Origin of the sequence: Saccharomonospora sp. NB11 (assembly GCF_015910535.1) — a bacterium.
Lineage (GTDB): Bacteria > Actinomycetota > Actinomycetes > Mycobacteriales > Pseudonocardiaceae > Saccharomonospora.
In genome coordinates, this window is the sequence record NZ_JACBJG010000007.1 from 268,061 (window position 1) to 281,843 (window position 13,783).

General features: G+C 69.9%; 17 protein-coding genes. 14 read left to right on the forward strand and 3 right to left on the reverse strand.

The annotated features are described in order from the left end of the window. Positions 1-13 precede the first annotated feature (13 nt). The 3 genes from JAV51_RS13220 to JAV51_RS13230 all read right to left on the reverse strand — a co-directional run bounded on the left by JAV51_RS13220 (position 14) and on the right by JAV51_RS13230 (position 2,150). Complete coding sequence (locus JAV51_RS13220; protein WP_197320998.1) at positions 14-424, reverse strand: pyridoxamine 5'-phosphate oxidase family protein; 411 nt, start codon at positions 422-424, stop codon at positions 14-16. 179 nt (positions 425-603) lie between these two features. Further along, positions 604-1,287, reverse strand: a complete 684-nt coding sequence (locus JAV51_RS13225; protein WP_197321047.1) for a Fe-S oxidoreductase — start codon at positions 1,285-1,287, stop codon at positions 604-606. Continuing rightward, on the reverse strand, positions 1,284-2,150 hold the full coding sequence (locus tag JAV51_RS13230; RefSeq protein WP_197320999.1) for a putative RNA methyltransferase: 867 nt from the start codon (positions 2,148-2,150) through the stop codon (positions 1,284-1,286). Before JAV51_RS13230 ends, JAV51_RS13225 begins: the two co-directional genes overlap by 4 nt. A 175-nt stretch (positions 2,151-2,325) precedes the next feature. Between JAV51_RS13230 and JAV51_RS13235 the strand changes: the two genes are divergently transcribed. From JAV51_RS13235 to JAV51_RS13300, 14 genes are all read left to right on the forward strand, one after another. Next, positions 2,326-3,645 carry an ammonium transporter gene (locus JAV51_RS13235; RefSeq protein WP_197321000.1) on the forward strand — a complete coding sequence of 440 codons (1,320 nt, stop codon included), beginning with the start codon at positions 2,326-2,328 and terminating at the stop codon, positions 3,643-3,645. Next, positions 3,642-3,980, forward strand: coding sequence for a P-II family nitrogen regulator (locus JAV51_RS13240; protein WP_197321001.1), 339 nt, complete (start codon positions 3,642-3,644; stop codon positions 3,978-3,980). The genes JAV51_RS13235 and JAV51_RS13240 overlap by 4 nt, the downstream gene beginning before the upstream one ends. Before the next feature lie 474 nt (positions 3,981-4,454). Beyond that, positions 4,455-5,987 (forward strand): signal recognition particle protein, encoded by a 1,533-nt coding sequence (ffh, locus tag JAV51_RS13245; RefSeq protein ID WP_197321002.1) that lies wholly within the window; start codon positions 4,455-4,457, stop codon positions 5,985-5,987. A gap of 10 nt (positions 5,988-5,997) precedes the next feature. After that, on the forward strand, positions 5,998-7,062 hold the full coding sequence (locus tag JAV51_RS13250; protein ID WP_197321003.1) for an amidohydrolase family protein: 1,065 nt from the start codon (positions 5,998-6,000) through the stop codon (positions 7,060-7,062). 68 nt (positions 7,063-7,130) lie between these two features. Beyond that, entirely contained in the window at positions 7,131-7,850 is a 720-nt protein-coding gene (locus JAV51_RS13255) for a CPBP family intramembrane glutamic endopeptidase (RefSeq protein WP_197321004.1), read from the forward strand. A 49-nt stretch (positions 7,851-7,899) separates the two neighbouring features. Further along, entirely contained in the window at positions 7,900-8,712 is an 813-nt protein-coding gene (locus tag JAV51_RS13260; protein WP_197321005.1) for a CPBP family intramembrane glutamic endopeptidase, read from the forward strand. Between the two features lie 202 nt (positions 8,713-8,914). Beyond that, the gene (gene rpsP / locus JAV51_RS13265) at positions 8,915-9,385 is read left to right on the forward strand and encodes a 30S ribosomal protein S16 (protein ID WP_197321006.1); all 471 of its coding nucleotides are present in this window, start codon (positions 8,915-8,917) and stop codon (positions 9,383-9,385) included. Continuing rightward, complete coding sequence (locus tag JAV51_RS13270) at positions 9,382-9,621, forward strand: RNA-binding protein (RefSeq protein ID WP_005444189.1); 240 nt, start codon at positions 9,382-9,384, stop codon at positions 9,619-9,621. Before rpsP ends, JAV51_RS13270 begins: the two co-directional genes overlap by 4 nt. An 18-nt stretch (positions 9,622-9,639) precedes the next feature. Beyond that, the gene (gene rimM, locus JAV51_RS13275; protein ID WP_197321007.1) at positions 9,640-10,164 is read left to right on the forward strand and encodes a ribosome maturation factor RimM; all 525 of its coding nucleotides are present in this window, start codon (positions 9,640-9,642) and stop codon (positions 10,162-10,164) included. 67 nt (positions 10,165-10,231) lie between these two features. Beyond that, positions 10,232-10,981 (forward strand): tRNA (guanosine(37)-N1)-methyltransferase TrmD, encoded by a 750-nt coding sequence (gene trmD / locus JAV51_RS13280; protein ID WP_197321048.1) that lies wholly within the window; start codon positions 10,232-10,234, stop codon positions 10,979-10,981. Between the two features lie 153 nt (positions 10,982-11,134). Further along, complete coding sequence (gene rplS / locus JAV51_RS13285) at positions 11,135-11,494, forward strand: 50S ribosomal protein L19 (RefSeq protein WP_197321008.1); 360 nt, start codon at positions 11,135-11,137, stop codon at positions 11,492-11,494. Between the two features lie 42 nt (positions 11,495-11,536). Further along, on the forward strand, positions 11,537-12,517 hold the full coding sequence (lepB, locus tag JAV51_RS13290; protein ID WP_197321049.1) for a signal peptidase I: 981 nt from the start codon (positions 11,537-11,539) through the stop codon (positions 12,515-12,517). 4 nt (positions 12,518-12,521) lie between these two features. Further along, positions 12,522-13,364 (forward strand): ribonuclease HII, encoded by an 843-nt coding sequence (locus JAV51_RS13295; protein WP_197321009.1) that lies wholly within the window; start codon positions 12,522-12,524, stop codon positions 13,362-13,364. Beyond that, positions 13,361-13,684 (forward strand): DUF2469 domain-containing protein, encoded by a 324-nt coding sequence (locus JAV51_RS13300; protein ID WP_005444195.1) that lies wholly within the window; start codon positions 13,361-13,363, stop codon positions 13,682-13,684. The genes JAV51_RS13295 and JAV51_RS13300 overlap by 4 nt, the downstream gene beginning before the upstream one ends. Positions 13,685-13,783: the final 99 nt, after the last annotated feature.

Sequence of the window (13,783 nt, forward strand, 5' to 3'; positions counted from 1 at the left end):
CGGTCGGCCGGTGTCAGGCGGGCGTGAACGACAGGCGTCGTCCCGTGAACTGTCCAGCCTGAATCCGCAGGTACCGGTCGCGCCGTCCCGGGGCCCACGGGCGGTGGCGGAAGTCGGTGACCCGCACGAGCGTGTCGACGTCAGTGATCACGGTGGCGGTGCCCAGGAGGACCACACTCCACCCGGTGTGGGTCTCGTTGTCGATCCGGTCGACCTCGAAGGCCACCACCGTGTCCGCCACATGGCGTGACCAGGAGTCGCCGGTGGTTCTGATGATCACGTCTCGTCCGTCGAGCACGTAGTTCACCGGGCGGATGGCGGGCATCGCCCTCTCGGTGAAGACGAGTCGACCGACCGGCTCGCTCCGCAGCAGGTCGAGGCACTCGGCCTCGTTCAGTTCCTGCATCTCGACGGGAGCGGACATCGTCCCCTCCGACCGTGGTTGTGTCACCAGCCTCGTCCCTTGTTCGTCGCCGGTTCTCGGTGCAGCGTCGCGCTGTCGAGATCTCGTGGTCGACTCTGCGTCACGTGCGGCGGCGTGGAGCAGGGCACAAAGACCCGTCTGTGACCTCCGATGGACACCGGTGATCGCACCGGCGTGGGTCAGAAGCCGAGGAGGAGACGTTGCCGGCGTCGCCGCTCCTCGGGGGTCTGCCGGGGACAGCTGACGCATTTGTCGTCGCGGGTGCGGGGCGCTTCGTAGAGCAGACAGCACGAGGAGCGTCGCAACACCAACTGCTCACCGAGCGTGGCGAAGCGGGGTCGGGGCGACCCTCGCCAGACGCACCCGGGGCGGTCGAGGGCGGCGCGTTCCATGTGATCGGCCAGCGTGTCGGCCAATCGTGGGGTCGAGTCGGTCGAGCCGGTGGTGGACGACGCCCACAGCAGGCGGTTGGCGATCGAGTCGACGGCCACGGCCCACAGCGCTCGCGGTGAGGCGCCGCTGGCCTCGGCGAACGCGGTGACGGCCGGGTCCACCGCGGCCACCAGCGCGGCACCCAGTTCCGCGACTCCCGCGCTGAGCGCCCGACTCGACCACGCGTCGAGGAACCGGCCGTCCGGGGCGACGTCGAAGGTGACCGATTCCAGACCGGGATCGCGTGCCGTGCCCGTGTGCACCCAGGGTTCGATCGCGGGCGCGACGAGCACCGAGGACGCCGAGTACCACCGGATGGTGCCGAGCACGGCAGGTGAGGCGGAACCGTGCAGGTGCCGGGCCCTGTCGAGGTCCTCGCGCACCCACGCGGGATCGGCCAACGCGGTCGCGGGCAGGTCGGCCACGGTCAGCCCAGCCTCTCGTAGACCGAGACCGTGAACGCGGTGGTGGTGGTGGTTCGCGGGTCCGTGACGGCGGCGAGCCGGTCGGCGAGGCCGTTGCGGTGCAGGTGGTGGGCGTTGGGGCCCATGAGCACCACATCGCGCACGTCGTCGGGGGTGAAGGTGACGCGGTCGGTCACGTCCGCGCGGTCGACGAGCCGGAAGCCGTCGGCGAGCGCGGCGTCGAGGCGTTCGGTCTTGTCGGTGCCGACGTCGAGCAGCCCGAGGTCATCGGCGAGGTCGGCGAGATGGCCCGGCCCGGGACCGGCCACGAGCAGGCGACCGCCCGGCGCGAGCACGCGGCGGAACTCGTCGGCGTTGCGGGGCGCGAAGACGTTGACCACCAGGTCGGCCACTCCGGAGGCCACCGGCCACGGCTGCCATAGGTTCCACACCACGGCGCCGAGCCGTGGATGCGCGCGAGCGGCCCGTTTGAGCGCCGGGGCGGACACGTCGAGCGCGAGCCCCGTCGCCTCCGGCAGCGCGTCCAGGACGTGCGTGAGGTAGTACCCCGTGCCCGCTCCCGCGTCGATCACGAGCCGGTCCTGTTCCGGCTCCACCCGGGCCGCCAGCGCGTGGGCGAGCGGGGCGTAGAAGCCGCGGCGCAGGAACGCCTCGCGCGCCGCCACCATGGCCGCCGTGTCGGCCGTCCCCTTCGGCACCGTCGCGTGCAGGAGGTTCACGTAGCCCTGCCGGGCGAGGTCGAAGCTGTGTCCCGCCGAGCACCGCAGCGTGCGTGCTTGCAACGCCACCTCGCCGCCGCACACCGAGCAGCGCAGAGCGGCCACGACGGGGGCGGGAGGAGCCGGTGCCACCGGTGCGGGACGCGTCATACCCCTATTCGACCATGCGTCCCGACCGCGGGAAACGCGGACGTTACGTGCTGCGTGGCCGGGTTCACGTCCTCGCAACGCAGTCGGCGATCAGCCGCAACACCCACCTCCCATGCTCGTCCAAACCCCGCCGTGTGCGCGGGTGCGACGACGGTTCGAAGGGCGAGGAGGGCACGTGGAAGGCAATACGGCCTGGTTGCTCACCAGCGCCGCGCTGGTGCTGCTGATGACGCCGGGATTGGCGTTCTTCTACGGCGGCATGGTGCGTGCGAAGAGCGTGCTGAACATGCTCATGATGTGTTTCGGGGCCATGGGGCTCATCGGGGTCCTGTGGGTGGTCTACGGCTACTCGACGGCGTACGGCTCCGACATCGCCGGTCTGCTCGGCAATCCCTTCGACCATCTCGGCCTCTCCGGGCTCATGACGGTGGACGGCGACCCGACCGAGGGCACCGTCGACGTCGCGTTCCAGGCGATGTTCGCGATCATCACCACGGCGCTCATCGCGGGCGCGGTGGCCGACCGGATGAAGTTCGGCGCCTGGATGCTGTTCGCGGGCCTGTGGGCCACGCTCGTGTACTTCCCCGTCGCCCACTGGGTCTGGGGTGACGGCGGCTGGATCGACGAACTCGGTGCGCTGGACTTCGCGGGCGGTACGGCGGTGCACATCAACGCGGGCGCCGCGGCGCTCGGTCTGGTGCTGGTGCTAGGCAAGCGCGTCGGCTGGCCCGCCGAGCCGATGAAGCCGCACAACCTCCCGTTCGTCATGTTGGGCGCCGGGTTGCTGTGGTTCGGCTGGTTCGGGTTCAACGCGGGATCGGCGTACGCGGCCGACGGCGTCGCCGGGATCGCATTCGTCAACACGGTGACGGCCACGTGTGCGGCGATGCTGGCCTGGCTGCTCACCGAGCGGCTGCGGCACGGCAGGGCCACGAGCCTCGGGGCCGCGTCGGGTGTCGTGGCCGGACTCGTGGCGATCACACCCGCGTGCGCGTTCGTCGACACGTGGGGCGCGCTGCTCATCGGTGCGGTCGCGGGTGCGGCGTGTGCGCTGGCCGTGGGCCTGAAGTACCGCCTCGGGTTCGACGACTCGCTCGACGTCGTGGGCGTGCACCTGGTCGGCGGGCTCGTCGGCACGGTGCTGCTGGGCTTCGTGGCGACGTCGTCGGTGGTCGCCGAGGACGGCCAGGACGGCCTCTTCTACGGCGGTGACGTCAAGCTGCTGGGTGTCCAGGTGCTGAGTGCCGTGGTGGTCATGGCCTACTCGGGCCTGCTCGCGGTGGTGCTGGGTCTGCTGGTCAAGGCGGTCACCGGCGGCCGGGTCAGCCCCGAGCAGGAGATCACCGGCATCGACGAGGCGGAACACGCCGAGGCCGCCTACGACCTCGCGGGGGCGCGGGGAGGGCGGCCCACGCCCGCCCCGACGAGCACGCCCGCGCCGTCCGAGACGCCCGAGTCGGCGTCCGGCCGCGAACTGGAGGAGAGCACGACATGAAGCTGGTCACCGCGATCGTCAAGCCCTACACACTGGACGCCGTGCGTGCCGCCCTCGAACAGCTCGGCGTGCTGGGCATGACGGTGGCCGAGGTCCAGGGCTACGGACGGCAGAAGGGCCACACCGAGGTCTACCGGGGTGCGGAGTACGCCGTCGACTTCCTGGCCAAGACCCGCATCGACGTGGTCACCGACGACGACCTGGCCGACAAGGTCGTCGACGCCGTGGTGGCGGCGGCCCACACGGGCAACATCGGCGACGGCAAGGTGTGGGTGAGTCCCGTCGAGACGGTGGTCCGGGTCCGCACCGGGGAACGCGGGGTGGACGCGCTCTGACAGTGCTTCCCCGACGGCGGAGGACCAGTTCCGGTGGCCTGCGCGGCCCCGGTGTGGTGCACTCGGACTGAACGCCCCAGCACCGGCACTCCGCCGCTCCCCGCCCCCCCGACCGCGAACCGAGCGAAACCGCCCGGACCGAATTGCGTAGGACTACTCACCGGTTACTCAGTGTCTTCACGCTGCCGCCACCGCACGGTGCCCGGCAAGCTGTAGACATCACGGTGAGGTGCTCATCCGGCCCGGGCGGTCGCCAGTTCTGGGGGTCTGGCGAACGTCGTGACACAGCCGGACCCGACGAGCACCTCACCGGGTGAGGCCCGTCCGGTCGGAAGGGGGGCGCAGAGGGGGGAGCGCTCGGCCGGGCGGGCCGACCGTCGTCAGGGCCGAGTCGTCTACGCTTGGGAGTCGCGGTCGGGCCCTGTGTCCTGCAGTCCGGCCGGAACATCCACGACCTGCTGGAGCGTGCACCTCGTGTTCGACACACTCTCCGATCGGCTCACGTCGGTCCTGCAGAACCTGCGCGGCAAGGGCAAGCTCTCCGACGCCGACATCGACGCGACAGCGCGGGAGATCCGCATCGCGTTGCTGGAGGCCGACGTCGCCCTCCCCGTCGTCCGCGAGTTCATCAAGCAGGTCAAGGAGAGGGCCAAGGGCGCCGAGGTCTCGGAGGCCCTGAATCCGGCCCAGCAGGTCATCAAGATCGTGAACGAGGAACTCGTCGCGATCCTCGGTGGGGAGACCCGCCGACTCAACTTCGCCAAGAACCCGCCGTCGGTCATCATGCTCGCGGGTCTGCAGGGTGCCGGTAAGACGACCCTGGCAGGCAAGCTCGCGCTGTGGCTGAAGAAGCAGGGCCACACGCCGCTGCTCGTCGCGTGCGACCTCCAGCGTCCGAACGCCGTGACCCAGCTCCAGGTCGTCGGTGAGCGCGCGGGAGTCGCCACGTTCGCGCCCGAGCCCGGCAACGGGGTGGGCGACCCGGTGGACGTCGCGCGCCGGTCGATCGAGGAAGCGCGCCGCGCGCAGCACGACGTGGTCATCGTCGACACGGCCGGTCGGCTGGGTGTCGACGAGGAACTGATGCGCCAGGCCGCCGACATCCGCGACGCCGTCACGCCCGACGAGACGTTGTTCGTGGTCGACGCGATGATCGGTCAGGACGCGGTCACCACGGCCGAGGCTTTCCGCGACGGCGTGGGCTTCTCCGGCGTCGTGTTGACCAAGCTCGACGGTGACGCCCGCGGTGGTGCGGCGCTGTCGGTGCGACACGTCACCGGCGAGCCGATCCTCTTCGCGTCGAACGGCGAGAAGCTCGAGGACTTCGACGTCTTCCATCCCGACCGCATGGCGAGCCGCATTCTCGGCATGGGTGACGTCCTCACCCTGATCGAGCAGGCCGAGCAGGCGTTCGATCAGGAGAAGGCGGAGCAGACCGCGGCCAAGCTCGGCACCGGTGAGCTCACGCTGGAGGACTTCCTGGAGCAGATGCAGGCCGTGCGGCGGATGGGGCCGATCGGCAACCTGCTCGGCATGCTCCCCGGCGCGGGGCAGATGAAGGACCAGCTCGCGCAGGTCGACGACGCCCATCTCGACCGGCTCCAGGCGATCATCCGGGGCATGACGCCCGCGGAACGGGCCAACCCGAAGATCATCAACGCGTCGCGCAGGCAGCGCATCGCAAAGGGGTCCGGCGTCACCGTTCGGGACGTCAACGACCTGGTGAACCGCTTCTTCGAGGCGCGCAAGATGATGCAGCAGATGGCGGGCCGCTTCGGGTTCGGCATGGGCAACAGTGCGACGAAGAAGCGCAAGGGCAAGAAGGGGAAGAAGGGCAAGAACAAGGGGCCCACGCCGCCCAAGTTCAAGGGCGGGTTCCCCGCAGGACTCCCCGGCGGCATGCCGCAGGGTGGTGGCATGCCCGACCTGTCCCAGCTCGGTGGCGGCCTGAACGACCTGCCGCCCGGGTTCGACCCGTCGAAGCTGAAGCTGCCGAAGAAGAAGTAGGGCGTCGGCCGTGCACCACCTTCGCGGAGTCGTTCTCCCCGACGGCGTGGAGCGGGACGTCTGGATCGCTGGCGGGCGGATCACGTTCGAGCCGGTCGACGGGGCGCGCACGCTCGACGGTGCGTTCGTCGTGCCCGGCCTGGTGGATGCGCATTGTCATCCGGGCATCGGGTCGGACGGTCCGACGAGCCTCGACGAGGCGGCCGCGCAGGCGAGGCGCGACCGCGACGCGGGCACCCTGCTGATCCGGGATTGCGGGCTGCCCATCGACGTCCGCCCGTTGCAGGAGCGGGCCGACCTGCCGCGCATCATCCGCAGCGGCCGTCATCTGGCCTTGCCGAAGCGCTACCTCCCGGGTTACGCGATCGAGCTGGAGCACCCGGACGACCTCCCCGCGGCGGTGGCGGCGCAGGCCGCCGACGGCGACGGCTGGGTCAAGCTCGTCGGCGACTGGATCGACCGTTCGGTGGGTGATCTCGCGCCGTTGTGGCCGGACGACGTGCTCGCCGAGGCGATCCGCGTCGCCCACGAGGCCGGTGCGCGGGTGACGGCGCACGTCTTCGGCGAGGCCGCGCTGCCGGGGTTGATCGAGGCGGGCATCGACTGCCTGGAGCACGGCACGGGCCTGTCGTCCGACCAGCTCGCCGAACTCGCCCGCCGCAACGTCGCGCTGGTACCGACGTTGATCAACATCGACAACTTCCCGGCCATCGCCGACCGGGCGACACGCTTCCCGACGTACGCCGCGCACATGCGGGCTCTCCACGCGGGCGTCACCGACATGGTCGGCGCCGCGATCGACGCCGGCGTCTCCGTCTACGCGGGGTCCGACGCGGGCGGCATGGTCGAGCACGGCCGGCTCGTCGACGAGATCGAGGCCCTGCACAAGGCCGGACTGACCCGGGAACAGGCCCTGGCGTCGGCGTCGTGGGCCGCACGGGACTGGCTCGGTGTCGACGGCGTCGCCGAGGGCGCGTCGGCGGATCTGCTCGTCTTCGACGAGGACCCTCGCGAGGACCTGTCCGTGCTGCGCACCCCGAAGCACGTCCTCCTCCGGGGCGCTCTGATCGACTGACGGAGGCGGCCACCCCACCGTAATGTTGACGTCACAGACGGTCGGCAGCCCACGGTCGGGGAGGTGCGGTGGAGGACGAGGGTGCGACGTCGGCCCGGACCGGGTTGGTGTTCGGTGCGCACTGGGCTCTGCTCGCGTTCATCGCCTCGCTCGGCGCCTACTACGCCCTGTCGCTGGTGCTGTCCGGCTTCGCCTTCCACGGCCGGATCGGACTGTCCGACCTCGGTCCGCTGATCCTCTTGGCCTTCGTGCCCAACCTCCTGCTCGGACTCGGCCCGGTGGTCGCGTCGCGGCGCTGGGGGCGAGGCGTGCGGATCGACTTCGGACTCCGCCCCACCGGGCGTGACGTCCGCGTCGGTCTGGCGTGCGGAGGCTTCTCGCTGCTCGCCGCGTACGTGCTGAACCTCGTCCTGGTGCAGGTCTACGGCGACCGGTACCTGTCGGACTCCACCACCGAGGTGCTGCGCAGCATGTCGTCGAGTCTCGGTTGGCTCGTGTTCGCCGCACTCGTCGTGGTGGTCGCCGCGCCACTCACGGAGGAGTTGCTGTTCCGCGGTGCACTGTGGACTGGACTGGAGCACTACCGAGTGCCGCGGTGGGTGATCCTGGTGTTGACGGCGCTCGTCTTCGCGCAGGTCCACGGGGAGCCGGAACGCACGATCGCCCTGTTGGGACAGGGGATCGCCATCGGAGCGGCGAGACTGATCACCGGTCGCGTCAGCGCGAGCGTCGTCGCGCACGCGACCAACAACCTGCCACCCGCGTTGTTGCTGTTCGGCGGAGTGTGATCCCCAGTAGGCTCGGGCTGGAAGATCATCACAACGGCGGAGGAGACGCGTGAGGTCGTCGGACGCGCAGGACCCCGGGAACGAGGTGACCGGCGCCGGTGCGGCCGAGTCGGAGCAGGTCGCGTCGCGTCGCCCGACCGGGTACCACCGTCCGACCCACCGATGGGGTTTCGGCGCGTTCCTCTTCGTCGAGGGGGTCCTGCTGGCGACCGCCGCGTTCGTCGGGGTCTTCATCGGCGGCGCGACCCCGGAGACGATCCCCGTGCGGCACGTGTTGATCGGCACGATGACGCCCACCGTGCTCGCGGCCCTGTCCGCGTTGGCCATCACGAAGCTCCGAGGCAACGGCCCGCTGGCCGACCTGGCTCTGGCCTGGCGCTGGGACGACGTGAAGATCGGTCTGAAGTTCGGCGCGCTCGGGCTCGTGTGCACGGTCGTCGGGGTGTTGATCTGGACCCAGGTCGTGGGGGAGGACAACGCCACCTCGGCGATCGGGGCGCTCGTGCAGGACAAGCCGATGTCGGTGTCGGCGGCCGTGGCGATGTTCGTCTACCTGTGGCTGCTCGGTCCGATCTGCGAGGAGATCATCTATCGCGGCCTGTTGTGGGGCGCGGCGGAGCGATTGGGCTGGGGTAGCGAGCGATGGGGACGGTTCGCGGCGTTCGTGCTCTCCACGGCCGTGTTCGCGGTGAGCCATCTCGAACCGCTGCGCACCTCCTTGCTGATCGTCATCGCCATTCCGATCGGGCTGGCCCGGCTCGTCACGGGTCGTCTGTTGGGCAGCATCGTGGCGCATCAGATGAACAACTTCCTGCCCGCGCTCGCGATACTGCTCACGGCTCTCGGCGTCATCGCGGCCTGACGGCGTCCGGTTCGGGGGAGGGCCCTCACGCCCCGGCCCCGACCGAGTTCGTCCGCTCTGGCAAAATGGGGGCTTGCCCGCTCCGGTTCGGGCCCTCTCACCGTGCCGGGGCGACCACCTACCTGCGGGCACCTGGATCCGGCTCCCCACTCGGATCGTGTCCCGACCCGAGTACGAGAAGACGACAGGAGTACCCACACCCGTGGCTGTCAAGATCAAGCTGCAGCGCCTCGGCAAGATTCGCGCGCCCTACTACCGCATCGTGGTCGCGGACGCCCGCACCCGTCGTGACGGCAGGGCCATCGAGACCATCGGCAAGTACCACCCGAAGGTGGAGCCGAGCTTCATCGAGGTGGACTCGGAGCGTGCTCAGTACTGGCTGAAGGTCGGCGCCCAGCCCACGGAGCCGGTGCAGCGCATCCTCGAGATCACCGGTGACTGGCAGAAGTTCAAGGGCCTGCCCGGTGCGGAGGGCTCGCTCCGTCAGCCGGAGCCCAAGCCCTCGAAGCAGGAGCTGTTCAACGCGGCGCTCGCCGCGGCGAACGAGGAGCCCAGCGTCGAGGCCACCACGCCCAAGAAGAAGGGCGGCAAGAAGGCGGAGAAGGCCGAGTCGGCCGACGCCGAGAAGTCCGAGTCCGGTGACTCGGCCGAGAAGAAGGCCGACGAGGCGTGAGCTTCCTCGCGGATTCGCTCGAACACCTGGTGCGCGGCATCGTCGACAACCCGGATGACGTGCAGGTCGAGCTGATCACCACCCGTCGGGGCCGGACGCTGGAGGTCCACGTCCACCCCGACGACCTGGGCAAGGTGATCGGTCGTGGCGGCCGGACCGCCACTGCGCTGCGCACCGTGATGGGATCCGTCGGTGGTCGCGGCGTCCGCGTGGACGTCATCGACACCGACCGCTGACCACGAAAGGCGCCTGGCGTGCAGTTCGTGGTGGGCAGAGTCGTCAAACCGCACGGTATTCGCGGCGAACTGACCGTCGAGGTCAGGACCGATTCGCCCGAGGAGCGTTTCGACCCGGGTGTGGCACTCGTCGGTCGCTCACGCGACGGCAAGACCCGCCCGCTCACCGTGGCAGCCGTCCGCCCTCACGGCGGGCGGCTGCTCGTGCGGTTCGAGGAGATTCCCGACCGCACCGCAGCCGAGGAGGCCAGGGGGCTGACCCTGCTGGTCGACGTCGACGAACTGCCGCCGATCGACGACCCGGACGAGTTCTACGACCACCAGCTCGAAGGTCTGCGCGCCGAGTTGGCCGACGGCACGGTCGTCGGCACGGTGCGTGAGGTGGTGCACTCGCCCGCCGGTGAACTGCTCGCCGTGGACGTGGGCGAGGGGAAGAACCGGCGCGAGGTCCTCGTGCCGTTCGTCACCGCCATCGTGCCCCGGGTCGACCTCGACGCCGGGCTGATCGTGCTCGAACCGCCGGAAGGCCTGCTCGACGGCTGATGTCGACCCACACCGCCGACGAGACGAGAAGGAACCCGTGAGCGAGTCGAGCTCTTCGCAACCGCCACTGCGCATCGACGTCGTCACGATCTTCCCCGAGTACCTCGAACCCCTGCGTGCCGCGTTGCTCGGCAGGGCCATCGAGCGGGGTCTGCTGGAGATCGGCGTCCACGACCTGCGCAACTGGACCTACGACGTCCACCGCGCGGTCGACGACGCCCCCTACGGGGGCGGTCCCGGCATGGTGATGAAACCCCAGGTGTGGGGAGAGGCACTCGACGAGGTGTGTGGCGAGCAGACCCGACTCGTCGTTCCCACGCCCGCGGGCCGGCCGTTCACGCAGGAACTGGCGCGTGAGTACTCCGAGGAGCACCACCTCGTGTTCGCGTGCGGCCGTTACGAGGGGATCGACCAACGCGTGCTCGACGACGCCGCGCGGCGAATGCCGGTGGACGAGGTGTCCCTGGGCGACTTCGTGCTGGTCGGTGGCGAGGTTGCCGTGCTCGCGATGGTGGAGGCGATCGCCCGTCTCCGCCCGGGAGTGCTGGGCAATCCGGTGTCGGCCGAGCAGGACTCCTTCTCCGACGGTCTCCTGGAGGGACCGAGCTACACGCGGCCCGAGGTGTGGCGCGACCTCGCCGTGCCGCCGGTGCTGCGGTCCGGCAACCACGCGCTGATCGACCGGTGGCGCCGCGACCAGTCGTTGGAACGCACCTTCCACCGCCGCCCCGACCTGCTGGAACGGCTGCCAGAGGGTAGTCTCGATGCGCACGACCGCGAGGTGCTCGATCGGCTCCGCCGGGAGGCCGGTGAGTAGCGCTCTCGCACGTCTGCAATACTTGCGAGGTTGGCGCGACCGGTTCACGCGCCGAAAGTTCCTGGGCCGCCCGCTACCGGATCACTGGTCGGCTGGCTCGCGCCCGGATCTTGTCAAGCCACACATGCCACACAAGGACGAGGACGGACACCGATGAACACCCTGGACGCGTTGGACGCTCAGTCGCTGCGTTCTGACATCCCCTACTTCCGCCCGGGCGACACGCTGAAGGTTCACGTCCGCGTCATCGAGGGCAACCGCGAGCGCAACCAGGTGTTCGAGGGCGTGGTCATCCGCCGTCAGGGCGGTGGCATCCGCGAGACCTTCACCGTGCGCAAGGTCTCCTTCGGCGTCGGTGTCGAGCGCACCTTCCCCGTGCACTCGCCGAACATCGCGAAGATCGAGGTCGCCCGCCGCGGTGACGTGCGTCGCGCCAAGCTCTACTACCTGCGTGACCTGCGCGGCAAGGCCGCGAAGATCAAGGAGCGTCGGGAAACCCCCTCTGCTTCCTGAGTAGTCGGCCGACTACCGTAGTCTGACGACGTGGTGGAGTCAGTGCCCTCGAACGCTGCGGAAGACGAGCCGAATCGTCCTGAGGACGGGAAGGACCCGGAGGCGCCCTCGCCTGCCGCCTCCCCGGACTCCGAATCGGACGGTCGGCCGTCTCCCGACGGCGACGGCACGGCTCGCCCGGCGTCGGCCAAACAGAAGAAGCAGCGTTCCTTCTGGAAAGAGCTGCCCATCCTGATCGTCGTCGCGCTGGTGCTGGCGTTTTTGATCCAGCAGTTCGTCGCGCGGGTGTACATGATCCCGTCGGGCTCGATGGAGCAGACGCTGCACGGCTGCCCCGGGTGCACGCCGGACCGCATCCTGGTGGACAAGGTCACCTACCGGTTCTCCGATCCCGAGCCGGGTGACGTGGTCGTCTTCCGCGGCCCGGAGGCCTGGGTGGAGGACGACCCGCCGAGCGAGTCGTCCAGCAACCCGATCGCCGGGTTCTTCCAGAACGTCGGTTCCGCGTTCGGTCTCGCCCCGCCTGACGAGCGGGACTTCGTCAAGCGCATCATCGCGACCGGCGGTCAGACCGTCGAGTGCTGCGACGACGAGAACCGCGTGGTGGTCGACGGCAAGCCGCTGGACGAGCCGTACATCTACTGGCAGGGCGGCGAGGAGAAGCAGCGCGAGTTCGGCCCGGTGACGGTGCCGGACGACGCGGTGTGGGTGATGGGCGACAACCGCAACAACTCGTCCGACTCGCGGTACCAGGGTGGCGGCGGCGAGCGTGGCGCCGTTCCCGTGGACAACATCATCGGCAAGGCACGGCTGATCGTGCTGCCGCCTTCCCGCTGGGACGTGGTGAGCGACCACAATCCTCAGGCTTCCGCCGACGCGTCCGCCATGAGCGCACCCGCGTGGCAGGCGGGGCTGCCCCTCGCAGCCGGTGCGCTGGCGGCGTGGCCCACACTGTTCGTGAGCCGTAAAGCCGGCGCGGGCGTGCGTCGGCTGGTGACGAGGCGCTTCAGACGGGAGCGATAGCGCAGTGAGCGCCAACAGCGTGAGCGTGCTCCGGCCGCCTCGCGCCGTCATCCGTGGCGACACGGCGTGGGCGCTGCAGTCCGCTCTGGATCGGCGGGGGCTGGGCCCGGTGGCCGGCGTGGACGAGGCCGGTCGCGGTGCCTGTGCCGGCCCGCTGGTGGTGGCCGCCTGCGTCCTGCGCCCCGGTGACGGCTCCCGGCTCTCCGAGCTCACCGACTCGAAGCTCCTCACCCCGCTCGCCCGCGACCGGGTGTACGAGCGGATCGTCCGGCGGGCGCTGGACTACTCGATCGTCGTCGTCCCACCCGCCGAGGTGGACGCTCACGGCATCCACGTCACGAACATCGAGGCGATGCGTCGGGCCGTGGCAGGGCTCTCGTCGAGGCCCGGGTACGTGCTGATCGACGGCTTTCGGGTACCGGGGCTCCCGGCGCCGAGCGTTCCCGTCGTGAAGGGTGACCGTGCGGTGGCGTGCGTGGCGGCGGCCTCGGTGCTGGCCAAAGTGACGAGGGACCGCATCATGGCGGGCCTGCACGCCGAATACCCGATGTACGGCTTCGACGTCCACAAGGGGTACACGACGGCCGAGCACGGTGCCGCGCTGGCCGAACACGGTCCGTGTGAGGTACACCGCTGGTCCTACACGAATGTGGCGTTCGCCGGGGCCGCGCACGGGATGCGGCCCCCTCGACGGGTGTTGCTGAGTGTCGCCGCGTTGCAGGCGGGCGTGGTGACTGGTACGCATGCCGTCGCGGCGGCGGGTGCCGACATGCCGGTGGTGAGCGAGAATGGAGCTTCTGCCGACGACGGGTTGCAAGGCGCGCGAGGAGGGGCTCGGGTTTCATGAGCGCAGAGGATCTCGAGAAATACGAGACCGAGATGGAGCTGTCGCTGTACCGGGAGTACCGCGACATCGTCGGCCAGTTCTCGTACGTGGTGGAGACGGAGCGGCGGTTCTACCTGGCCAACGCCGTGGACGTACAGGTACGTGACGGTGGTGGCGACGTCTACTTCGAGGTCAGGATGTCCGACGCCTGGGTGTGGGACATGTACCGTCCGGCGCGGTTCGTGAAGAACGTCCGGGTGATCACGTTCAAGGACGTGAACGTGGAGGAACTCGACAAGCCTGAGCTGCGACTTCCCGAGGACGGACCGTTCGGCGCTTGACGGCGGGAGACCCCTAGCGTGGCGAGGCGTCAGTCCGCTGCCACGCTACGGAGTTGTCCACAGGGACGGCCTTGTCCACAGGCTCCGAGTCGGGAGCTG

Excerpts from the sequence above, each read along its gene's own strand:
- JAV51_RS13300 (WP_005444195.1), top strand. The coding sequence starts at position 13,361 with ATGAGCGCAGAGGATCTCGAGAAATACGAGACCGAGATGGAGCTGTCG.
- JAV51_RS13230 (WP_197320999.1), bottom strand. The coding sequence starts at position 2,150 with ATGACGCGTCCCGCACCGGTGGCACCGGCTCCTCCCGCCCCCGTCGTG.
- JAV51_RS13220 (WP_197320998.1), bottom strand. The coding sequence starts at position 424 with ATGTCCGCTCCCGTCGAGATGCAGGAACTGAACGAGGCCGAGTGCCTC.
- rplS (WP_197321008.1), top strand. The coding sequence starts at position 11,135 with ATGAACACCCTGGACGCGTTGGACGCTCAGTCGCTGCGTTCTGACATC.
- JAV51_RS13240 (WP_197321001.1), top strand. The coding sequence starts at position 3,642 with ATGAAGCTGGTCACCGCGATCGTCAAGCCCTACACACTGGACGCCGTG.